The following is a 20,792-nucleotide window of genomic DNA, read 5'->3' as shown; positions in this document are numbered from 1 at the left end:
GAGGGTGCAGGTGGTGCGGAGGCTCGGGGATTTGAACCCCGGATGGACGGTAAGCCCAAACCGCATTAGCAGTGCGGCGCCATAGACCGGACTAGGCGAAGCCTCCTGGTAGCCCTCAGGCCGCACACAGGGTACCGGCCAACCAGCCCTGCGAGCAAAGTGGTTGGGGGTTCTGTGGTCGATCGTTGGTTCTGGCCAGGGTTGGGTACTAGATACGGAACCCTGGACATCACCTACACGTCGATCATGACAGACCCTGACAGGTGACCCAGACCGGAGGTGGCATGGCGTTCTCGGAGCGGACAAGGTGGATGGGGGCGTCACCCATACACGGCTGGGCCGGGCTTGACGCGGAGCAGCGGGTTCACAGCTGCCTCGCCCTCATCGCCGACGGCATCACCGCGAGTCCCGACGAGCTTCTCGGGCTGGATGAGCGGGCCATTCAGCAGGTCGAGGACGATCAGCCGGTGAGGCTGGCGGAGGCCTATCGTTGCTTCCTCGCCGGTGCCGGCAACGGTGCCGGGCGGTTTCTTCAGGGCAGTGACGTCTTCCACCCTCGGATCATCGGGGTGCGGGGGATCGCGCAGGAGTTGCTCGACGAGCAGGGGCTGTCGCTGGCGGACGACGACCGGGTCATCCTCATGCACCAGGGATATCAGTTCGACTTTCTCAGGGGCGAGGGCGCCGATCCCGAGGTCTGGTCGTGCAGTGAGGGCGAGGTTCCCGAGCGGCGTTACGCGCGATTCACCGACTGGCTCAGGGCCAACGCCGAAGAGCAGACCAACGCCTGGGCTCGGCTCGCTCCCCTGTACGGCAAGGTCTAGGCGTCGAGCTCCACGACCTCCAGGCCGCCGTCGGCGTACATCTGGCGCAGCGTCTTCTTGGAGAACTTGCCGACCGACGTCTTGGGCACCTCGGCGATGAAGCTCCACCGCTCCGGCAGCTGCCATCGAGGCACGCGCCCGGCGAGGAACGACCGTAGCTCGTCCGCTGAGACCGCCGCGCCCTCGCGCAGGACGACCGAGGCCAAGGGGCGTTCCTGCCAGTGTGGGTCCGGGACGCCCACGACCGCGGCCTCGATCACGTCCGGATGGGCCATGAGGTGGTTCTCCAGGTCCACTGAGGAGATCCACTCGCCGCCGGACTTGATGACATCCTTCGCTCGGTCGGTCAGGGTCAGGTAGCCGTCGGGGGAGATCATGCCGACGTCGCCGGTTCGCAGCCAGCCGGCGTTGAACTTCGAGGCGTCCTCGTCCTTGTAGTACGAGCCGGTGATCCAGGCGCCACGGATCTCGATCTCGCCGACGGCGTTGCCGTCCGAGGCCAGGACGCGGTCGCCGTCGCCGACCACGCGGAACTCCAGGCCCGAGATGATGCGGCCCTGGGTCACGCGGTACGGCCACGGGTCGCCGGCGCCCGGCGGCGGGTGGGCGACGGACGCCAGCGGTGACGTCTCGGTCATGCCCCACGCCTGCACGATGTGCACGCCGAGCTTGTCGAACGCGCGCATCAGCGACTCCGGTACCGACGAGCCGCCGCACGGCACGAGCCGTAGCGAGCTCAGGTCCGAGTCGTGCGACGAGGCGTACCGCAGCAGGTCGTTCCAGATCGTGGGTACGGCGCCGGAGACGGTCGGGCGCTCGTCCTCGATGAGGCGTACGAGCGGCTCCGCCTGGAGGAACCGGTCGGGCATCACGAGTGACGCGCCCGCCATCAGCGCGGCGTACGGCAGGCCCCACGCGTTGGCGTGGAACATCGGGACCACCGGCAGCACCCGGTCCGCGGCGGACAGCGCGAAGGCGTTTCCGGTGCACGCCGCCATCGAGTGCAGGTACGCGGAGCGGTGCGAGTAGACGACACCTTTGGGGTTGCCCGTGGTCCCGCTCGTGTAGCACATCGCCGCCGCCTGGCGTTCGTCCAGCTCCGGCCAGTCGAAGGTGTCGGGCGCCGCGGCGAGCAGCTCCTCGTACGAGTGCAGCGTCTTGCCGGCCGGTTCCAACGGCGACAGGTCGGCATCGCCGATCACGATGACGTGCCGTACGGTCGTCATCTTCGGCAGCACCGACGCCAGCAGCGGCACGAGTGTGTCGGTGACGATGACGATCTCGTCCTCGGCATGCTCGGCGATGTAGACGAGCTGCTCGGGGGCGAGCCGGATGTTCAGCGTGTGCATGACCGCGCCCATGGACGGGATCGCGAGGTACGCCTCGAGGTGCTCGGCGGTGTTCCACTGGAAGGTCGCCACGCGCTGGTCGGCGTCGACGCCCAGACGGGTCAGTGCGTTCGCGAGCCGTGCGACTCGGCGGCCCAGCTCGGCGTACGAGGTGCGTCTCACCCCGTCACCGGTGAAGGTGGCGACCTCGCTGTCGCCGAACACCTCCGTGCCGTAGCGCCTGATCGAGGAAATGGTCAGGGGATAGTCCTGCATCGTGCTCCACACGACGGCCTCCACGCTCCGAGTCCACGGATGTGAATCGGATTCTGTACTGCGGGTGCGCCGTTGTCAGTACTTCGCGATCACTCAAGCGAGGCGAGTTCGTGTGCCGCCTCGTCGCGGAGCTTGCTCATCGCGCGGGAGACGGTGCTCTTGACCGTGCCCACACTCACGCCGAGCGCCTCGGCGATCTCGGTCTCGGTGAGGTCCTCGTAGTAGCGCAGCACGACGGCGGCGCGCTGGCGCGGGGGCAGCCTGTCGAGGATGCGGTCAAGGCCGTCACGCAGCTCGCTGCGACGCGTGTGGTCGGCGATCGGAGTGTCGGGCAGCTCGTCGGTGGGGTACTCCTCCAGGCGCCGGCGTCGCCACCACGAGATGTTGATGTTCACCATCGTGCGGCGCACATAACCATCGAGCGCGCCACGGTCGTTGATCCGTCCCCAGGCGAGGTAGGTCTTCGTCAGCGCGGACTGGAGCAGGTCCTCGGCTTCGCCGCGGTCCGCGGTCAGCAACATGGCCGCACGCAGCAGCGTTGGCCGCCGTGCGGCCACGAAGTCGTGGAACTCATCCTGCGATGCTGCGCCCACATGACCGTCCGGAAGGCTGGGGAGTTCGGTTGCCACCTGGCCCGACGATCGCACGAAGATCGTAATTATGGATCAAGTCGAATCTCATATTCCGGTCAACGCGGTACGCGGCATTGCGAATAAGTGTCATGTATTCGCCGCCAAGTTCATTGGTTTATTTGGACAAAGGAGTCGACAGAAGGAGGGCTCGGGGTAAGTCTTGACATGCAGTCTTACTCGCCTGGACGGGTAGGAGCACCGACCTCCGGAGACCCTCATGACCTCGCCCACCCGGGATCTGGTCCTGCGCCGACGCCGGCTCCGCGAGGCCGTGTTCGGCGACCGGCCGGCCGAGCAGCACGACGCGGGCTCCCGTCCACTGCGCGGGGTCGAGGGCACGGTGGTCGACGCCAGCCCGCATCTTCTCGTCCTGGTCACACCGGACGGATCCGAGGTACGCGTGCCGATCTCCGCCGGCGCGTCCGTCTGGCATTCGGGCCGTGCCGGGTCGGCGGCGCTTCAGCCCGGACGTAACGTCATCGTCCGCGCGGCCGACGCCGGGGGCCTGACGGCCGAACGGATCTGGGTGGACATCGCGCGCGTCACCGGGGTGATCGCAAGCCGCTCCGGACGCGTGATCGAGGTCGACGGCGGACGGCACCGCGGGCGTACGACGCTGGTCATCCCGCCCGAGGCGATGGCCCCCATCCAGGTCCGTCACCCGCGGCTGGAGGAGGGCTCGCTGATCGACGTCATCGGCGTACGCCGCGGCGGGCAGATCGTGGGGCTCGCTCCCGCGACCAAGTCGCCCCAGCCGGCGTCGCACGCCGACCAGCCGCCACCCCCGCGGAGATCCCGCTCGGTGCCACGTGTCCTGCGCGGCACCGCCACCTGGTACGACCGTCCGGGCAGCGCGTTCGGCGGCGAGTACGGCGCGGCGTACCCGGCGCTGGACCCGTACGGCGACGGGGGAGGGTGCGGTACGGGCCCGGCGTCACCGCTCCCCCTGCTCTCGATCGCCAGCGAGCTCCATGTCCGCAATGACTGCACCGGACGGGCCACGCGGGTTCCGGTGATCGAGTGCGGCTGCGTCGCCGCGCAATTCCGTGACCGGTGCACACAGTGCGGCACGTCGCCGCGCGGCAGGATCCTCGAACTCACCAGGTCCGCCTTCGTCGATCTCGGCGGCGATCTCGAGGACGGGTGCTTCAACGTCACGGCGCGGGTGGAGGAACGATGAGCCACCTGCTGCTGAACCTGCAGATCCCGGTCCAGGCCACCGTGCTGCTGCTGGCCTCCCTCGCGAAACTGACCGTACGTGACGAGGCGCCCGCGCCTCCGGTCAGGCCGCATCGCCACCCGTCGTTCGTGTACGGCCTGGCGCTGGCCGAGGGCACGATCGGCGTCGCCCTGCTGGTGACACAGCTGGGCATCGTACGGATAACGAGCGTGGTGTTCTTCGCCTCGGCCACGTGGGTCATCGCCGACCTCAAGCGACGCGGCGCCGACGAGGGCTGTAGCTGCTTCGGCGGACTCAGCTCGGCGCCGGCGGGCCGACGGGGACTCGCACGGGCCGCGCTGCTGACCTTCCTCGCCCTCGTCTCGGCCGGCGCGCCGGGGACCGGCGCGCAGGTGCTCGGCCGGGTCGGCGCCGGAGCCGTGCTGGTGCTCGTCGTCGAGACCGCGATACTGCTGGCGCTCTCTCCGGAGCTGATCCTGATCGTCGAGCGGACGCGTAACTCCACGCCGTGCGAGCTGCTCGACGTCCCGATCGAGGAGACGTACACGCGGATGTACGCGAGTCACGCGTGGCGCGAGTTCGAGGACAGCCTGACCTCGGCGCGGCCGACCGAGGTGTGGCGGGAGCTGTGTCATCGGTTCGTGGTGTTCCCGGCGCGGGTCGACGGGCGGGCGGCCGAGGTGGTGTTCGCGGTGCCGGTCGACGGGAGGCGCTCGCAGGTGCGGGCGGCTCTGGCCTGGGAGGTCAGTCGCGCCGAACAGGACGACGACTCGGGCCCGCGGCGGGTGCACAGTCCCGCCTGAGCCTTGTCTGCATTCGTATAACGGTCTCTTGCGGATCCGCTATAGCGGTTTATAAGGAACTCGAATACGCATGCCACGCGTTGACAGAGCGTGATCCCCATGACGTGTCCGAAGTGCCAGAGCCAGATGCGCCAGTACGAGCGGGGCGGGGTCGTGATCGATCAGTGCGGAGAATGCCGCGGGATTTTCCTGGACCGCGGCGAGCTGGACCACCTGATCACTGCCGAAGCCCAGTGGTCCGGCCAGGTCACCGCGCCAGGCCGCCCGCCGCCCCCCGTCGCGCCGCGCTATGACGACGACCGTCGTTACGAGCAACGCGCCTACGATGACGATCACCGATACGACCAGCGCCCGTACGACGACAAGCATCGGCGCAAGAAGAAGAAGCGTGAGAGCTTCTTCGAGAACCTCTTCGACGACTGAGCAGTCCCCGAGCGCACCCGTGGGGCCGTCCGGCAGGAAGTCCGGACGGCCCCTCGTACGTCCGGACAGCATGCATCGGCTTATCTACTCCTCTCTAGAGAATATGCAAGACGTGCATATATTCACCTACGGGCACCCTGAGGATGCCGATGTCTACGGCTTTCTAGGCTGTGGACAAGAATGTGTTATAGGGCTGTAGCGCACTCAGACAGGCTGTGACCTGAGGAAATGCCCGAAGTGCGGGACGGTGAAGGCCACCAGCCCTCGCTCGGCGCTGTAGATGAGACCTTTCTTGATCAGGCCGTCGCGGGCCGGTGAGAGGCTGGAGGGCTTGCGGCCCAGCTCGTCGGCGACGTTGGAGGTCGGCACGGGCTCGTCGCCCAAAGAGGCCATCGCCCGCATGTAGTCGCGCTCGGCGGGGGTGGCGCGTTCGTACCGGCTGCCGAAGAATCCGACGGCCAGCTCCCCTTCGGCCTCGGGAGCCGCGACCAGGATGTCGCCGTCGCTGATCGGCGTCTCGGGCGCGATGTCCCAGGCGACCTTGCCGTACGCCTGGACGAAGTAGGGGTAGCCGTCGGCGGCCTCGTACAGCGCGTCGAGGGCGTCCTTGGTGAAGGTCACGCCCTCACGCTCGGCCGGGGCGAGCAGCGCCAGGTCGGCGGCGCCGCGGTCGAGCCGGTCGATGCGGGCGTAGCGGAAGAGCCGCTCGGAGTAGGACTTGCTCGCCGAGAGCACGGCGGGGAGGTGGGGCAGGCCCGCGCCGACCACGATGAGTGGACCGCCGCTCTGGGACAGCTCGTGGCAGGCGGCACACAGCGCCGAGACGTCGTCGGCCGGAATGTCCTGCATCTCGTCGACGTAGAGCGCGACGCCGACACCCAGGTCGGTGGCGACCGAGGCCGCGTCGACGAACAGCTCGGTGAGGTCGATCTCCAGGTCGCCGGAGTCGGCCCGGCCCCTCGCGGCGGGCACGTCGATGCCGGGATTCCACCGGCGCGGCGCGGCCTTGCCCTTGGCGGGCTCGGTGTCGGCCTGCGCGAACGCCTTGAGCACGCCGAGGAACTCCTCGATGCGGTCGGGCGCGCGGTGCCGGGGCGCCAGCTCGCGCACGGCCATGTGCAGGGCGGCGGCGACGGGGCGGCGGATCGACTGGTCCGGACGCGCCTCGATCTTGCCGGTGCCCCAGAGTTTCTGGATCGCCATCGACCGGAACGTGTTGAGCAGCACGGTCTTGCCCACCCCACGCAGTCCGGTGAGGATCATGCTGCGCTCGGGCCGGCCGCGGGCGACGCGTTCGAGCACGACGTCGAACTGTTGCAGCTCGCGGTCGCGGCCGGTGAGCTCGGGCGGCCGCTGGCCGGCACCGGGGGCATAGGGATTGCGTACGGGGTCCACGCTCTCGGACTTTATGAGGGGATATAGCTGCGGCCGTAGATTTCCATAGAAAGTGCTACGGCGTGTCGCGCGCGGCCGTTGCCGGCATCGCGTCGCGACCGGGGCGATGAGTGTCGCCACCCGGCCCGCCTCCCCTCATGAGCGCATCGAACCTGTGTTCGAAGAGGTTCATCACCGTAGCGCACGGGGCGGAGATACGTCAGGAGAAGCGAGGCTCTTTTTCGAACAAAGAATCGACCAGGGCGTCCATCGCGTCCCCCATCTCCGTACGCCGGCCGGGCGCGTCCGCGATGACGAGGCCGGCCTGCAGCAGGGCGCCGTACAGCAGGTGGGCGAGGGGCTCGGGCGGTCCGGGCGCCAGCTCTCGTACGGACGCGCGCAGCAGCAGCCGTGCGCAGTGCGGGTCGTCGAAGCGCAGGGAGCGGTCCCAGCCGAGGACCAGCGGGCCCTCGGTGAGCAGGATGCGCTGGACGGGCTTTTCCAGGCAGGCATCGAGGTAGGCGCCAATGCCGGCCTTCAGCGCCTCGATGCCGGTCTTCCCCTTCGCCGCGGTGAGGCAGCGTTCGAAGATGTCGCGTTCGATCGCCTCGTACGCGGCACGGAAGACGGCTTCCTTGTCGGCGAAGTGGTGGTAGAGCGCGCCGCGGGTGACGTCGGCACGCCGCACGATCTCGGTCGTCGAGGTGTCCGCGAAACCGCCCGCGGTGAACAGCGCGAGGGCTGCGTCGACGAGCGCTCCGCGTGTCGCCTCGCCCTGTTCCGCCTTGCGGCTCATGGGGTCATCGTAGGTGGACGTTGATGCTCTCGTCCGCGCCGAGCGTCGCCGGGTCCTCTCTGCCGGTGGCGACCAGGACGAAGCGCATCGGGTCGCCGCGCAGGACCGGTCCGCCCGCGCCGATCTCGCGTTCGCCGAAGCCGTCGAGCGCGATGGTCACCGGTCCCCTCTCCAGGCGTTCGAGCTCGCCGGCGAGCCAGTGCACGCTCGCCTCCAGTCCGGGCCCCCGCTCGCCGGGCCGCCCGAGCGCCGTACGGATGTCGTCGGCGTGGACGAACACGTCGTACCAGAGCGTCAGGATGCCGTTGCCCAGGTCGCGGCCGGGGACCGGGCTCGGCCTGGCCCAGTCGTCGTCGCTCAGGCTCTCGAAGAACGGGCGTATGCGCGCCGCGGTCTCACGGAGCCGTACGGCGAGCTCGGCGGGCGTGCCGTCGCGGAACGCCCGCGCCTGCTCGCTGGGAGTGCGCTTGCCGATCTCCCCGGTCATGGAGTCGACGACGTTGCCGATGACATGGCCGGCGACGTCGCGTACCTCCCAGCCCTCACACCGGGTCGGCGTCCGCCACTCTTCGCCGGTCAGCCGCCCTATCAGCCCGGCGAACGCGTCGTACTCCGCGAACAGGCCCACGATGACGTCGGCACGCTTCATGGCCAGTGCCTCTCTGTGTGGTTCGAGAGGCACTTTACATACATGCAGTCTGTATGTCTTTAGTCCTCGACGGACTCATCCGCGCTGCTGAGGTGCGGGACCCGCTCGGCCGGCACCGTCCCCATCCGCCCGGCCTGGAAGTCCTGGAACGCCTCGACGATCTCCTCGCGCGTGTTCATCACGAACGGGCCGTACCGCGCGACCGGCTCGCGGATCGGCAGCCCGCCGAGGATGAGGATCTCCCAGCCGTTCCTGGCCGCCTGCGGCTGTGAGGCCGCCGCGGTCACGGTCAGCGCGTCGCCGTGCCCGAACACCGCGAGCTGGCCCTCGTCGACCGAGCGCGCGCCCGTACCGGCAGCACCGCGCCCACTGAGGGCGTACACCATCGCGTTGAAGTCGCGCGGCCACGGCAGCGTCAGCTTCGCGCCGGGCGCGACGGTCGCGTGGAGGTAGGTGATCGGGGTGTAGGTGACGCCGGGTCCCTTGTGCCCGGCCAGCTCGCCGGCGATGACCCGTACGACGGACGAGCCGTCGTCGCTGCTGAGAAGGGAGACGTCGCGGGACTCGATGTCCTGGTAGCGCGGCGGCACCCACTTGTGGTCGCGGGGAAGGTTCACCCACAGCTGCACGCCGTGGAACAGGCCGCCCGCGGCGACCAGCTCGGGTGTGGGCTGCTCGATGTGCTGGATGCCGGCGCCCGCGGTCATCCACTGCGTGGCGCCGTCGGCGATCAGGCCGCCGCCGCCCGTGGTGTCCTGGTGCTGGAAGGCGCCGTCGATGATGTACGTCACGGTCTCGAAGCCACGGTGGGGGTGCCACGGTGTGCCCTTGGCCTCGCCTGGGGCGTACTCCACGGCGCCCATGTGGTCGAGCAGCAGGAACGGGTCGGCGAGGGAGAGGTCGACGCCCGGGAACGGCCGGCGTACCGCGAAGCCCTCGCCCTCCAGGTGGTGGCCGGCGGTGATGACGCGTGTGACGGGACGCCACGCGGTCTCCTGCTCCGGAAGCCGGGGCAGTCTCGTCAGGGTCAGCGGATCCGCGGTTACGGCAGGCATCGTGCCCTCCTCGGTCGGTTATGACCTCGTCAACCAAGTTGAAGTTTCAACTATTCCAGCAGGGGTCGGACCTCCTGCGTCGCTCGGCAATCATGAACCAGTGCCGCTCGCACCGAAAGCCCGATGCGTACGCGTGCGGACGCGTAGGCTCACAGGGTCGCGAGATCACGGTGACAGTGCAACTTTCGTTGAAGCTTCAATCAACGGTGTATGATCGTGGTATGACCGAACCGCGCTGGCTAGACACCTTTCAGCAGCGCGACTGGCGTTCCTACGTCGAGGGCAGTGTCCGGCTGGCCGATCTTCTCGATCGCGACCTCAAGGCCAAGCACGGGTTGACCATGGCGGAGTACGAGATCCTCGTGCGTCTGTCGGAGGCACCCGAGCGGCGGCTGCGAATGGCGGAGCTCGCCGACGTGGCCAGCCAGTCGCGCAGCCGCCTCTCCCACACCGTGTCCCGTCTCGAGTGCAAGGGCCTCGTCGCCCGCAACACCTGCGGCGCGGACAAGCGTGGTGTCAACGCCGAGCTCACCGACGATGGCTTCGCGTTCCTGTCGAAGGCCGCCGTCGATCATGTCGCGACGGTGCGGCAGTTCTTCATCGACGTGATCGACCCCGAGGACCTGGCCGCCATCGGCCGCGCGTTCACCGCCATCGCCGAACAGGTCGACAAGGCCCGCTAGTCCTAGGTGTTCAAGCCCGTGCAGAAGCCGAGCGAGAACAGCGTCAGGAACGTCCAGCCGCACATCAGCCCCACGCCGTACAGGCGCATGAACCCGGTCATCTTGTAGGCGAGAAAGCCGCCGAGGCCGAACGCGAGCAGCACCAGGGCCAGCGCCTGGGCCACCAGGTTGGCGTCCTTGCCGTGCATGACGTTCCGCTCGAACGCGGAGTACATCATGATCGCGTCTACCAGGATGAACGTGCCGAGACCGCTCCCCACCGCGGTGATCTCGCGCATACCGAGGGGCGGTCGGCCCTTCTGGTCCGTTTCCACCATGATCGGTCCTCTGTTGCCTGGACTTAGGAACTCCAATCGTCCCGCATGAATGGGCCGAAGCACGGCTCCAACCGTGTAATCCTTCCGCTATGCAACGCGCGACCCTCGGAATCCTCGCGACCGGACTGTGCCTGGCGCTCTCGTCGGCCTGCGGCGGGAGCGAGCCGACCGCGGCGTCCCCGCCGTCCCCGGCCGTCCCCGTGCCCTCGCTCACCGGAAGCACCGTGAGCGCCACGCCGTCGCACTCGCCGGCCGGGCCGCGCCCCTTCTCGTCGAAGATCGACAAGGTCACCCGCGCGACGGTCAAGCACTCCTGGCATCCCGGCTGTCCTGTCGGGGTCGGCGACCTTCGCCTCATCAAGATGACCTACTGGGGCATGGACAAAAAGCCCCACGACGGCCAGCTGGTGGTCAACGAGGACGTCGCGACCAAGATCGTCAAGGTTTTCCACAAGCTGTACGACGAGCGCTACCCGATCCGGCGCATGGAGCTCGTGGACAAGTACGGCGGCAGCGACTTCAAGTCGATCGAGGCGGACAACACCTCGGCGTTCAACTGCCGCAACGCCACCGGCGCGAGCTCGTGGTCGCAGCACGCGTACGGGCACGCCGTCGACGTGAACACCTGCGAGAACCCCTACGTCCACCCGAACGGCCACATCGAGCATCCCAAGTGCGTCAAGTACGGCAAGCGCACGCGCAAGGACCCGGGGCTGATCCACGCGGGCGACAAGACCGTGAAGGCGTTCCGTTCGATCGGCTGGGGATGGGGCGGCACCTGGGGTGGCCCCTGGGACTTCCAGCACTTTTCGGTGACCGGGCACTGAACATCACCGGCCGGCGCCGAGGCGCCCGCCGGTCTTCCGCGCCCGCTATGTCAGCCGAGGGCGACTGCGGCGATCACCGCGAGGACGACGATGACGCCGACGACCACGCCGATGATCAAACCGGTCTTCGGGCTCTTCCGAGCGGCCTCACCGCTGTTGGCGAACGCCCGGAACTGCTGCGTGCTCGCCGCGGGATCCTGTTCGTTTCTCGCCATGGGCCCGACCCTAGTAGAGGAACCCGGAGGTCATCGGCCTTTCCCGGCATCCAGTACGGCGGCCTCTTCCGGCGTCGGGGCCGAACCACCGAGATGGGCGGGCACCCACCAGGCATCCTGCGCGGGCTTGTCCGGATAGTCGCGCTGCGCCAGGTCCAGGAGTTCCTGAATCCGGGCACGAACGGTGGCGGTGACCTCCTCCGGATCGTCGTCGGGTTCGGGCCGAACGGGCTCGCCGATGAGGATCGTGATCGGTACGTGCCGGGTGCCCAGCGCTCGCGGCCGGCCCTTGGTCCACAGCCGCTGGGTGCCCCAGACCGCCATCGGGATCAGCGGGACACCGGCCTCGGCGGCCATACGCGCGGCGCCGTTCTTGCAGCCCTTGACGGTGAACGAACGGCTGATCGTCGCCTCCGGGAAGACGCCGACGACCTCCCCGTCGCGCAGGTTGCCGACGGCGTCCTCGTACGCGGCCTTTCCGGCGTTCCGGTCTACCGGGATGTGGTGCATGCCGCGCATCAGCGGCCCGGAGATCCGGTGCGCGAACACCTCCTGCTTGGCCATGAAGCGCACCAGCCGCCGGGCCGGCCGCGCCCCCAGCCCGACGAAGATGAAGTCGAGGTAGCTGACGTGGTTGCTCGCGAGCACCGCGCCGCCGCTGGCCGGAACATGCTCCGCTCCGTCGATGTGGATGCGCATGTCGAGCGCGCGGAACATCGCGTGCGCCGCCACGAGGACCGGGGGGTAGACGATCTCAGCCATGGCCGAACCGTAACCCACTCATGCGCATGGCGGCCCCGCACCGGGTGCGGGACCGCCGTGCGGCCGCTACTTCCTGCTGGCCCAGATGGCCCGATGGTCCTTGCTGTAGATCACCAGGTTGCCGTCGTCCTGCACGGCAAGCGTCGCGCCCGGGCTCGTGGTCTTGGTGCTCCAGAGCGGCTTGGTGCCCTGGTAGACCACGAAGTTGCCGTCCGTCTGCATGAGGCTGTAGACGCCCGAACCCTGGGTGCTCGTACTCCAGATGGCCGTGCTGCCGTTCTTGTAGAGCACGAGGTTTCCATCGGTCTGCTGCTGCAGGGTGTACACCCCGTTGGATGAGCGGACGGCGTTGCCGGTGCTCACCTTCTGGCCCGGGGCCAGGCTGGCGACGGCCATGTGCCGCGACCACAGCGCCTTGTGCGCGGTGCTGTAGATGACCAGGTTTCCGTCGTTCTGCACCTCGAGGGCCGCGCCGGGGTGCCCCGAGGTGTTGCTGTACCACAGGGCCTTCTTGGCCTTGCTGTAGACGACCAGGTTGCCGTCGGTCTGCATGACGGCGTACGCGCCCGGGTTCCGGCCGGTCTCCGAGCTCCACAGCGCCGTCTTGCCCCGGTAGAGGACGAGGTTGCCGTCGGTCTGCTGGCTCAGCGTGTAGTCACCGTTCATCGAGCGCACGGCCTGGCCCTGGGGCAGGTCGTAGCCGGGCCGGAGAGATCCCAGAGTGACGTGCCGCGACCACAAGGCCTTCTTGGCCTTGCTGTAGATCACCAGGTTGCCGTCGTCCTGCACGGCCAGCGTCGCGCCCGCGTGACGTCCGGTGTTGCTCGACCACAGCGCCTTCTTGGCGGTGCTGTAGACGACCAGGTTGCCGTCGGTCTGCATGACCGCCGAGGCGCCGGCCTGGCGCCCGGTGCCCGTGGACCACAGGGCCTTCTTGCCCTGGTAGAGGACGAGGTTGCCGTCCGTCTGCAGGATGAGTCCGTACTTTCCGTTCGGCGACCGGACCCACTTGCCGACGTGGAGAATCTGGCCCGGCTTGACCAGGCCGGTCGCGGCCGCTGCGCTCTTGGGCTGGACCTCGGTGGCCGGGGCGCCGGCGGGCTCGGCCGCGGCGTTCGCGTTCGGCCGTGCCGCGGGCGCCGCCTGCTTCTTCGGTGCCGGGTGTGAGTAGCCGGTCGCCGCCCACGCTCCCACCGAAAGCGAGGTCGCGGCGGCGACCGCACCTGCTGCCACCGCGATGGTCTTTATCCGTTTCACTGGGTGCTCCCCCTGTATCGGACTGAACGCTGAGACCGTATGGGGGCAGGGACGACGCAAGGCGATGCTTCATCAAGCCTGGAAATGTCATAACGTCGCGGGAATGGCGGAATGGGCACTACGAGCGGAGACGGCGGCCGGCCGGTCCTACGACGCTCCCAACGAGGCGCTGCTGCTCCGGCTCCTCGGTGAGCTCGGCCCCGGGAACCAGTTCCTGGTCGTCGACCGTCTCGACGCGCCCAACGACCAGCACTACATGCAGATCTACCGCGAGCTCGATGGGACGTACACGATCGAGTACCGTACGGGCGCCGCCGACCAGCACTTCGAGACCGGCGCCGCGGACCTGCGCCAGACCTTCACCGTCCTGACCGGCTGGGCCACCGGCTCCCCGGACTGGCGCGAGGGGCACGACTGGCGGCAGTGGCCGGTGCCCTGACCGATCAGGCGGTCAGTACGGGAGCCAGCAGACGCAGGTGCTCGGCCTGCTGGTCGACGGTCGCGGCGATCGGCTGCACGCACACGTGGTCGGCACCAGCCTCGTGGTGGGCGCGGACGCGTTCGGCGATGGTGTCCGGGTCACCCCACGGGATAACGGCGTCGATGAGCGCGTCGCTCCCCTTCAGGTCCTCGTCGGTGAATCCCAGCTCACGCAGGTGGTTGAGGTAGTTCGGCAACTTGAGGTAGAACGCGGCGTACTCACGGGCGGCCGCGCGGGCGGTCTCCGCGTCGGTGTCCACGACCACGGCCAGCTCGGCCGCCAGGACCGGGTCCTCACCCAGGGCCTCGCGGGCACGCGCGGTGTGCTCTGGCGTGGCGAAGTACGTGTGCGCGCCCTGGGCGCGGGTCTTGGCGAGCTCCAGCATCTTGGGACGCAGCGCCGCCAGCACGCGCGGCGGGGTCTCGGCCAGCGGCGGGACGAACTCCACCGAGTCCATGGCATCGAGGTAGGAACGCATCGTCGCCAGCGGCTTGCCGTAGTCATGACCACGCGGGTTGACCACCGGCGCGTGGCTGACACCGAGGCCCAGGACGAACCGGCCCGGCCAGGCATCGCCCAGGGTGCCCGCGCCGTTGGCGGCGGTCACCGCGTCACGACCCCAGATATTGGCGATGCCGGTGGCCACCTGCATGTGCTCGGTCCAGGACAGCACGGCCGCGGCATGGGTGAACGCCTCTTTCGTACGCGGCGCCTCCCCGAACCAGAACGCGCCGTAGCCGAGCTGTTCGATCGCGACCACCAGGCGGCGTTCGGCCTCGGCGGACGCCTCCCCCGCGGACATGAGCCAGACGCCGACCTTGCCGAGCCGGCGCTTGACCTCGGCCACATCCGGCGGCGGTGCTGATTTGCGTTCGGCCATCGTGAACCCCCCTTCTCCTAACCTGCCCGCTGCGGGTCCGTTCTCACCGCGCCGCGAGAGGCGATGGCCCGGCCGGACCGCTATCGTGGACTCGCCTGGAGGGTTCGCATAGTGGACTAGTGCAGGCGCCTTGAAAGCGCCCAGGGCTGGTGACAGTCCTCGTGGGTTCGAATCCCACACCCTCCGCGAGGCGGCCCTACCTGCTCGCCGCTTTGGCGGCTTCGCCGGGGCCCGCCGTTTCCCCCGGGGGGCCGAGCCCCCCGGACCCCCGCGATTGACGGTTGCCCTCTTCCCGCCGCGGCTCGGGTCGGGTCGGTGGGCCTGACCTACGGACCGCTGCCCCTTTTGGGGCAGCATCTCACCGGACCTGCGCCCATCCTGGAAGGCCCCAATCCCTGGGTCCCCGCGATTGACGGCTGCCGTCCTCCCGCGCCTTGGCGGCCTTCGTTAGTGGGGCCAGGCGAAGCCGTCGCCGACTGTGGCGGCTAGGACCAGGTAGGCCTCTTGGGTTGCCGTGGAGAGTTGTTCGAGTTCTACTTCCGCGCCCTCTTCCAGGTGGGGGTCGTAGGGGATTCTTACTACTGCGCGGCAGCGGCTTTCGAAGTGGGCCTGGAGGCGGTCCAGGTCGACTGTGCTTCTGCTGCGGGAGCGGACCATCGACAGGACCACTACTCCGTTGCGTACGAGGTCGCCGTAGTGGTGGGCCTCCAGCCAGTCGAGCGTGGCGCTGGCCGACCTCGCGCCGTCGACGGACGGTGAGCTGACCAGGACCAGCTGGTTGGCCAGGCCCAGGACGCCTGCCATCGCCGAGTGCAGCAGGCCCGTGCCGCAGTCGGTGAGGCAGATCGAGTAGAAGTGCTCCAGGACGTGCGCGACGGTGCGGTAGTCGTCCTCGCTGAACGCCTCGGAGACCGCGGGGTCGCGGTCGGAGGCCAGCACCTCGAGCCGTGAGGACGACTGGGAGGTGTAGGCGCGGACGTCGGCGTAGCGCTGGATCTGCTCGTGCTCGTTCAGCAGGTCGCGCACTGTCGTGGCCGTTTCCAGCCGTACCTTGTCCGACAGTGTGCCGCGGTCGGGGTTGGCGTCGACGGCGATGACCCGGTCGCCGCGCATCGAGGCCAGCATCGCGCCGAGGCCGACGGTCGTGGTCGTCTTGCCCACGCCGCCCTTCAGGCTCATCACCGCGACGCGGTGGTGGCCACCGGCGACCGGCGTGCGTGCGCGCGCCAGCAGCTCGCGGCGCTTCATCTCCTGCGGGGACTCACCGGGATGGATCACGCCGCCGGACGCCTTGTAGACGGCGCGCCGCCAGCCGCCCGCGGGCGCGTGCCGTCGGCCGCGCAGCAGCATGTCCGCGCTCAGGCTGTCGGCGGTCTGGCCGCTGCCCTCCGGCTGCTGGCCGTACGCCTCCGGCAGCGGGGCCAGCGGCGGGCCCTGCTCCGCGCCGGGCGGCGGACCGTATCCCTGGCCGGGGTAGGCCTGCTCGGCGCCGGGCGGCGGGCCGTACCCCTGGCCGGGGTAGGGCTGCTGCTCGGCACCCGGCGGCGGACCATAGCCCTGGCCGGGGTAGGGCTGCTGCTCGGCACCCGGCGGCGGACCGTACTGCTGCGGCGGGGCGTACTGCTGCTGGTAGTACGCACCCTGCTCGGGCTGCGGGGGGTACTGGTACGCCGGCGGCGCCTGCTCGGCGCCGGGCTGACCGTAGTACTGCGGTGCCTGCTCGGCGCCGGCCGGCGGGCCGAACTGCTGGGCCGGGTACGGGGGCGCGTAACCCTGGTAGCCGCCCTCGTTGTATCCCTCGTAGCCGCCGTCGAGCTGGGTCGTCTCGGCCGGCGGACGCGGCTCGACGTACTGGGTGCGCTCGGCCTCGTCGTACTCCTCCGGCTCCGCGGCGGGCGGCGACTGGTCCTCGGCGGATCCGGTGCCGTTCGGTGGCATGGCTTCGTGCGGAGATGGGACCGACTCGTACGCCGGGGGGCCCGCCTGCTCCGGCGGTGGGTACGGCGGGTAGCCGCCGTAGTCCTGCCCGGGCACGCCGGGGAACTGCGGCGGCTGGGGCACTCCGCCGAAGTCCTGCGGTGGATATCCGGGGAAGCCCTGGGGCTGCTGTCCGTCCGCGGCGGGGTCCTGCGCGGGCGGGCCGGGATATTGGGGGAAGGCCGGTGCGGGCGGCGTACTGGTCCACGCGTCGGAAGCCTCGGCCTCCTTGGCGGAATCCTCTTCGCCGCTCGGCTCGGCGGACTCGTTGCCGCTCATCGCATCAAGGGAAGCGAGCTGTTCTTCGAGAGAACGACCCGGTTTATCCTGATCATTTCTTGCCACTTGGTCCCCCTCGTGGATGCCCAGTGGATGATCCCGCAAATAGACGCTCATCCGCAGCCTAAGCCACTGTAGGTACCGGCCAATACCGTGTCGCGTCACCATGCCCGGCTAACGTGTGGCGCATGCATGCGATCGTCATCGAGAATCCGGGCGAGCCGGACGTATTGCGATGGACCGAGGTCCCTGGCCCCGTCGCCGGCCCAGGTGAGGTGCTGCTCGACGTCGTGGCCGCGGGTATCAACCGGGCCGACATCTCCCAGCGACAGGGCTCCTATCCACCTCCACCCGGCGCCCCCGAATACCCCGGGCTCGAGGCGTCCGGGCGGATCGCGGCGCTCGGCGAGGGCGTGACCGGGTGGCGCGTGGGCGACGAGGTCTGCGCGCTGCTGGCCGGTGGGGGGTACGCCGAGCGAGTGGCCGTGCCGGCCGGCCAGCTGTTGCCCATTCCGAAAGGCGTGAGCCTGGTCGAGGCCGCGGGCCTGCCCGAGGTCGTCTGCACCGTTTGGTCCAACGTCTTCATGCTCGCCGGCCTGCGAGAAGGCGAGTCATTCCTGGTCCATGGGGGTGGGAGCGGAATCGGCACCATCGCGATTCAGCTCGCCAAGGCGCGCGGGGCGCGTGTGCTGTGCACCGCGGGCAGCGAGGAAAAGCTCCAGCGCTGCCGCGGGCTCGGCGCGGACATCGCCATCAACTATCGGACGGAGGATTTCGTCAAAGAGGCCGCACCGGTCGACGTGATCCTGGACAACATTGGCGCCGACTATCTGACGCGTAACGTGGAGACGCTGGGTACGGGCGGGCGGCTCATGATCATCGGTTTCCAGAGTGGCGCCGTCGCCGAGTTCAACCTCGGCAAGCTGATGCGGCGGCGCGCCTCGGTGCAGTCGACGGGGCTGCGTGCCCGGCCGCGCGAGGAGAAGGCGGAGATCGTCGCGTCCGTCCGCGAGCACGTGTGGCCGCTGGTGGAGTCCGGTGCCGTACGCCCGGTCATCGACCGCACGGTCCCGATGTGGGACGCCGCCGCCGGGCACCGCATCCTGGAAGAGAGCACACACGTCGGCAAAGTCCTCCTTACAGTGCGAGACTGAGGCGTCATGGACAATCCAATGAGCAGCAGCGACCAGGATCCACATATCGTCGTCGTCGGGCAGAACGGCATGGCGACCGCCTCCGGCGAGGATGGTGAGTCGGAGGAGCGCTCGGTCGCCGAGATGGTCGAGCAGCCGGCGAAGGTCATGCGCATCGGCAGCATGATCAGACAGCTGCTCGAGGAGGTGCGCCAGGCCCCCCTCGACGAGGCGAGCCGCGCCCGGCTCGCGCAGATTCACCAGCGTTCGATCAAGGAGCTCGAGGACGGCCTCGCGCCGGAGCTGATCGACGAGCTGGAGCGCATCTCACTGCCGTTCACCGACACCGAGGCCGTTCCCAGTGAGGCCGAGCTCCGTGTCGCGCACGCGCAGCTCGTCGGCTGGCTCGAAGGGCTGTTCCACGGCATTCAGACCACGTTGTTCGCCCAGCAGATGGCGGCACGTGCGCAGCTGGAGCAGATGCGGCGCGCGTTGCCGCCCGGTGCCATCCCCCAGGAGGACAGCGCTCCCGGCCGTACCTCCGGCCCCTACCTATAGCTCGGGAAAGAGTTCTTCGAGGGTGCGGGCGACGCCGTCGTCGTCGTTGCCCGCCACCTTCGTGTCGACCGCCTCGAGCACCAGAGGGTGGGCGTTGGCCACCGCGTACGACCGGCCGGCCCACATGAGCATGGGCAGGTCGTTGGGCATGTCACCGAAGGCCACGACGTCGGCGGCGTCGATGCCGTGCCGTTCGCACAGCTCGGCGAGGGTGCTGGCCTTGGACACCCCGAGCGCGCTCATCTCGATCAGCCGCCTGCCGTTGGAGTGAGTGGGCAGCACGACGTCCCCGACCAGCTTGGTGGCCTCGGCCAAGAGCGCGTCGGCGTCGAGCTCGGGATGGCGGGCGAGCAGCTTGGCGGCCGGCCGCGACATGAGCTTCTCGAGCCCGATCGAGCCGTCCTTCTCCGCGTTGTCCCAGCCGGAGAGCTCATAGCCGTGCGCGTACTGGATGCCGTCTTCGTACTCGACCGCGAAGCCGAGGCCGGGCAGCGAAGCCGTGAGCGCCGAGATCGCCGAGCGCAGCGCCTCGGCGGTCATCAGGTGCGAGCCGACCACCTGCTCGGTGTGCAGGTCGTAGACGATGGCGCCGTTGGCGCAGATCGCCACGCCCTGGTGGCCGACCGCGCTGGCGACCGGGTGGATCCAGCGCGGCGGACGGCCGGTCACCATGACGAGCATGGCGCCGGCGCGTTCGACCCGTGCGAACGCCTTCACCGTGCGCTCGGACACGGTGTAGTCGCTGCGGACGGTCGTGCCGTCCAGATCCGTGGCGACCAGGCGCGGAGGCGTCATTTGGCGACGGGCTCGAGCACCTCGCGGCCGAGGAACCTCTGCAGGGCCTTCGGCACGCGTACCGAACCGTCCGCCTGCTGGTGGTTTTCCAGGATCGCGACGATCCATCGGGTCGTGGCGAGCGTGCCGTTGAGCGTCGCGACCGGGCGGGTACGCCCGCCGTCGTCGCGGTAGCGCACGGACAGGCGGCGTGCCTGGAAGTCGGTGCAGTTGGAGGTCGAGGTCAGCTCGAGGTAGCGCTCCTGGGTGGGCACCCACGCCTCGCAGTCGAACTTGCGCGCGGCGCTCGTACCGAGGTCGCCGCCCGCGGTGTCGATCACGCGGTACGGCAGCTCGACCTTGGCGAGCATCTCCTTCTCCCAGTCGAGCAGGCGACGGTGCTCCTCCTGGGCGTTCTCCGGGTCGCAGTAGGAGAACATCTCGACCTTGTCGAACTGGTGCACCCGGATGATGCCGCGGGTGTCCTTGCCGTACGAGCCGGCCTCCCGGCGGAAGCAGGAGGACCAGGCGACGTAGCGCCGCGGGAGATCGCTGATGATCTCGTTCATGTGGTAGCCGGCCAGCGGTACCTCGGAGGTGCCGACGAGGTAGAGGTCCTCCTGGGGCAGCTGGTAGACCTCGGCGGCGTGCGCGCCGAGGAACCCGGTGCCCTCCATCGCCTCGGGCTTGACCAGCACGGGCGGGACCATGGCGGTGAAGCCGTAACCGATCGCCTGCTCCATCGCCAGGTTGAGCAGGGCGAGCTGGAGCTGGGCGCCGATGCCGGTCAGGTAGAAGAACCGGGCACCGGAGACCTTCGCGCCGCGCTCCATGTCGATGGCGCCGAGGGACTCGCCGAGCTCCAGGTGGTCCTTCGGCTCGAAGTCGAACGTGGGGGGGACGCCGACGGTCTCGAGCACGACGTAGTCGTCCTCGCCACCGGCCGGCGCGCCCTCCTCGACGATGTTCGGGACGACCTTGAGGAGGTCGTTCAGCTCCTGTTCGAGCCGCTGTGACTCGGCGTCGGCGTCCTTGACCTGCTGTGCCAGGTTTTTGGCCTGGTCGAGGAGCTTCTGGCGCTCCTCGCCCTGCGCCTTGGACACCGACTTGCCGACGTTCTTCTGCTCAGCCCGGAGCGACTCGTACGAACTCAGCGCGGACCGCCGGCGCTCGTCGAGCTCGAGCAGCCGCTCGACGACGGAGTCGTCCTCACCTCGGGTGCGCTGGCTGACACGCAACCGGTCCGGGTCGTTACGCAGAGTTCGCAGGTCGATCACATGGACGAGGTTACCCGTACGACCTCGGCCGG

23 protein-coding genes and 2 tRNA genes are annotated in these 20,792 nt (G+C 69.1%); 10 read left to right on the top strand and 15 right to left on the bottom strand.

All coding sequences use genetic code 11. The features are described from left to right. Positions 1 to 16: 16 nt before the first annotated feature. A tRNA-Ser gene (locus FB559_RS16190) sits at positions 17 to 106 on the bottom strand. Between the two features lie 205 nt (positions 107 to 311). Between FB559_RS16190 and FB559_RS16185 the strand changes: the two genes are divergently transcribed. Then, positions 312 to 824, top strand: a complete 513-nt coding sequence (locus FB559_RS16185; RefSeq protein ID WP_141956389.1) for an SMI1/KNR4 family protein — start codon at positions 312 to 314, stop codon at positions 822 to 824. Here FB559_RS16185 and FB559_RS16180 read toward each other — a convergent pair. Both FB559_RS16180 and FB559_RS16175 read right to left on the bottom strand, forming a co-directional pair. Then, positions 821 to 2,452 carry a fatty acid--CoA ligase gene (locus tag FB559_RS16180; RefSeq protein WP_246121649.1) on the bottom strand — a complete coding sequence of 544 codons (1,632 nt, stop codon included), beginning with the start codon at positions 2,450 to 2,452 and terminating at the stop codon, positions 821 to 823. The genes FB559_RS16185 and FB559_RS16180 overlap by 4 nt on opposite strands. Before the next feature lie 65 nt (positions 2,453 to 2,517). Further along, positions 2,518 to 3,057 carry a SigE family RNA polymerase sigma factor gene (locus FB559_RS16175; protein WP_246121647.1) on the bottom strand — a complete coding sequence of 180 codons (540 nt, stop codon included), beginning with the start codon at positions 3,055 to 3,057 and terminating at the stop codon, positions 2,518 to 2,520. A gap of 220 nt (positions 3,058 to 3,277) precedes the next feature. Here FB559_RS16175 and FB559_RS16170 point away from each other — a divergent pair, with 220 nt between their 5' ends. From FB559_RS16170 to FB559_RS16160, 3 genes are all read left to right on the top strand, one after another. Next, positions 3,278 to 4,240, top strand: coding sequence for a hypothetical protein (locus tag FB559_RS16170; RefSeq protein ID WP_141956388.1), 963 nt, complete (start codon positions 3,278 to 3,280; stop codon positions 4,238 to 4,240). Further along, entirely contained in the window at positions 4,237 to 5,043 is an 807-nt protein-coding gene (locus FB559_RS16165) for a MauE/DoxX family redox-associated membrane protein (RefSeq protein ID WP_141956387.1), read from the top strand. The genes FB559_RS16170 and FB559_RS16165 overlap by 4 nt, the downstream gene beginning before the upstream one ends. A gap of 126 nt (positions 5,044 to 5,169) precedes the next feature. Next, positions 5,170 to 5,466, top strand: a complete 297-nt coding sequence (locus tag FB559_RS16160; protein ID WP_246121646.1) for a TFIIB-type zinc ribbon-containing protein — start codon at positions 5,170 to 5,172, stop codon at positions 5,464 to 5,466. Between the two features lie 204 nt (positions 5,467 to 5,670). Here FB559_RS16160 and FB559_RS16155 read toward each other — a convergent pair whose 3' ends face one another. The 4 genes from FB559_RS16155 to FB559_RS16140 all read right to left on the bottom strand — a co-directional run bounded on the left by FB559_RS16155 (position 5,671) and on the right by FB559_RS16140 (position 9,340). After that, entirely contained in the window at positions 5,671 to 6,861 is a 1,191-nt protein-coding gene (locus FB559_RS16155) for an ATP-binding protein (RefSeq protein WP_141956386.1), read from the bottom strand. A 199-nt stretch (positions 6,862 to 7,060) separates the two neighbouring features. Next, a complete protein-coding gene (locus tag FB559_RS16150; protein ID WP_141956385.1) occupies positions 7,061 to 7,636 on the bottom strand; it encodes a TetR/AcrR family transcriptional regulator in 576 nt (191 codons plus the stop codon). 4 nt (positions 7,637 to 7,640) lie between these two features. Next, a complete protein-coding gene (locus FB559_RS16145) occupies positions 7,641 to 8,285 on the bottom strand; it encodes a maleylpyruvate isomerase family mycothiol-dependent enzyme (RefSeq protein ID WP_141956384.1) in 645 nt (214 codons plus the stop codon). A gap of 59 nt (positions 8,286 to 8,344) precedes the next feature. Continuing rightward, the gene (locus tag FB559_RS16140; RefSeq protein ID WP_141956383.1) at positions 8,345 to 9,340 is read right to left on the bottom strand and encodes a pirin family protein; all 996 of its coding nucleotides are present in this window, start codon (positions 9,338 to 9,340) and stop codon (positions 8,345 to 8,347) included. A 221-nt stretch (positions 9,341 to 9,561) separates the two neighbouring features. Between FB559_RS16140 and FB559_RS16135 the strand changes: the two genes are divergently transcribed. Continuing rightward, a complete protein-coding gene (locus tag FB559_RS16135; protein ID WP_141956382.1) occupies positions 9,562 to 10,023 on the top strand; it encodes a MarR family winged helix-turn-helix transcriptional regulator in 462 nt (153 codons plus the stop codon). A gap of 2 nt (positions 10,024 to 10,025) precedes the next feature. Here the strand turns inward: FB559_RS16135 and FB559_RS16130 are convergent, their stop codons facing one another. Further along, a complete protein-coding gene (locus FB559_RS16130; protein ID WP_141956381.1) occupies positions 10,026 to 10,340 on the bottom strand; it encodes a hypothetical protein in 315 nt (104 codons plus the stop codon). Positions 10,341 to 10,429: 89 nt separating this feature from the next. Between FB559_RS16130 and FB559_RS16125 the strand changes: the two genes are divergently transcribed. Next, positions 10,430 to 11,167: a M15 family metallopeptidase gene (locus FB559_RS16125; RefSeq protein WP_141956380.1), complete on the top strand. Its 738-nt coding sequence runs from the start codon at positions 10,430 to 10,432 to the stop codon at positions 11,165 to 11,167. A 50-nt stretch (positions 11,168 to 11,217) separates the two neighbouring features. On the opposite strand, the gene FB559_RS43915 is transcribed toward FB559_RS16125, so the two are convergent. The 3 genes from FB559_RS43915 to FB559_RS44655 all read right to left on the bottom strand — a co-directional run bounded on the left by FB559_RS43915 (position 11,218) and on the right by FB559_RS44655 (position 13,401). Continuing rightward, positions 11,218 to 11,382: a hypothetical protein gene (locus FB559_RS43915; protein ID WP_185792243.1), complete on the bottom strand. Its 165-nt coding sequence runs from the start codon at positions 11,380 to 11,382 to the stop codon at positions 11,218 to 11,220. 30 nt (positions 11,383 to 11,412) lie between these two features. Continuing rightward, a complete protein-coding gene (locus tag FB559_RS16120) occupies positions 11,413 to 12,144 on the bottom strand; it encodes a lysophospholipid acyltransferase family protein (RefSeq protein ID WP_141956379.1) in 732 nt (243 codons plus the stop codon). A 66-nt stretch (positions 12,145 to 12,210) separates the two neighbouring features. After that, positions 12,211 to 13,401: a hypothetical protein gene (locus FB559_RS44655; protein WP_221640043.1), complete on the bottom strand. Its 1,191-nt coding sequence runs from the start codon at positions 13,399 to 13,401 to the stop codon at positions 12,211 to 12,213. Positions 13,402 to 13,504: 103 nt separating this feature from the next. Between FB559_RS44655 and FB559_RS16100 the strand changes: the two genes are divergently transcribed. Next, the gene (locus FB559_RS16100) at positions 13,505 to 13,840 is read left to right on the top strand and encodes a hypothetical protein (protein WP_141956378.1); all 336 of its coding nucleotides are present in this window, start codon (positions 13,505 to 13,507) and stop codon (positions 13,838 to 13,840) included. Positions 13,841 to 13,844: 4 nt separating this feature from the next. Here FB559_RS16100 and FB559_RS16095 read toward each other — a convergent pair whose 3' ends face one another. After that, positions 13,845 to 14,762, bottom strand: a complete 918-nt coding sequence (locus FB559_RS16095) for a TIGR03620 family F420-dependent LLM class oxidoreductase (RefSeq protein ID WP_141956377.1) — start codon at positions 14,760 to 14,762, stop codon at positions 13,845 to 13,847. Between the two features lie 97 nt (positions 14,763 to 14,859). Here FB559_RS16095 and FB559_RS16090 point away from each other — a divergent pair. Then, positions 14,860 to 14,948, top strand: a tRNA-Ser gene (locus FB559_RS16090). Positions 14,949 to 15,209: 261 nt separating this feature from the next. On the opposite strand, the gene FB559_RS16085 is transcribed toward FB559_RS16090, so the two are convergent. Beyond that, positions 15,210 to 17,018 (bottom strand): nucleotide-binding protein, encoded by a 1,809-nt coding sequence (locus FB559_RS16085; RefSeq protein WP_141956376.1) that lies wholly within the window; start codon positions 17,016 to 17,018, stop codon positions 15,210 to 15,212. 188 nt (positions 17,019 to 17,206) lie between these two features. Here FB559_RS16085 and FB559_RS43910 point away from each other — a divergent pair, with 188 nt between their 5' ends. Continuing rightward, on the top strand, positions 17,207 to 18,172 hold the full coding sequence (locus FB559_RS43910; RefSeq protein WP_185792242.1) for an NAD(P)H-quinone oxidoreductase: 966 nt from the start codon (positions 17,207 to 17,209) through the stop codon (positions 18,170 to 18,172). A gap of 18 nt (positions 18,173 to 18,190) precedes the next feature. Further along, on the top strand, positions 18,191 to 18,709 hold the full coding sequence (locus tag FB559_RS43905; RefSeq protein ID WP_221640042.1) for a bacterial proteasome activator family protein: 519 nt from the start codon (positions 18,191 to 18,193) through the stop codon (positions 18,707 to 18,709). Here the strand turns inward: FB559_RS43905 and FB559_RS16075 are convergent. After that, positions 18,704 to 19,504 (bottom strand): HAD family hydrolase, encoded by an 801-nt coding sequence (locus FB559_RS16075; protein WP_141956375.1) that lies wholly within the window; start codon positions 19,502 to 19,504, stop codon positions 18,704 to 18,706. The two genes, FB559_RS43905 and FB559_RS16075, sit on opposite strands and share 6 nt — an antisense overlap. Continuing rightward, the gene (gene serS, locus FB559_RS16070) at positions 19,501 to 20,760 is read right to left on the bottom strand and encodes a serine--tRNA ligase (protein ID WP_141956374.1); all 1,260 of its coding nucleotides are present in this window, start codon (positions 20,758 to 20,760) and stop codon (positions 19,501 to 19,503) included. The genes FB559_RS16075 and serS overlap by 4 nt, the downstream gene beginning before the upstream one ends. Positions 20,761 to 20,792 lie beyond the last annotated feature (32 nt).

Source organism: Actinoallomurus bryophytorum (assembly GCF_006716425.1).
Lineage (GTDB): Bacteria > Actinomycetota > Actinomycetes > Streptosporangiales > Streptosporangiaceae > Actinoallomurus > Actinoallomurus bryophytorum.
This window is presented reverse-complemented; position numbering and strand designations above follow the sequence as displayed.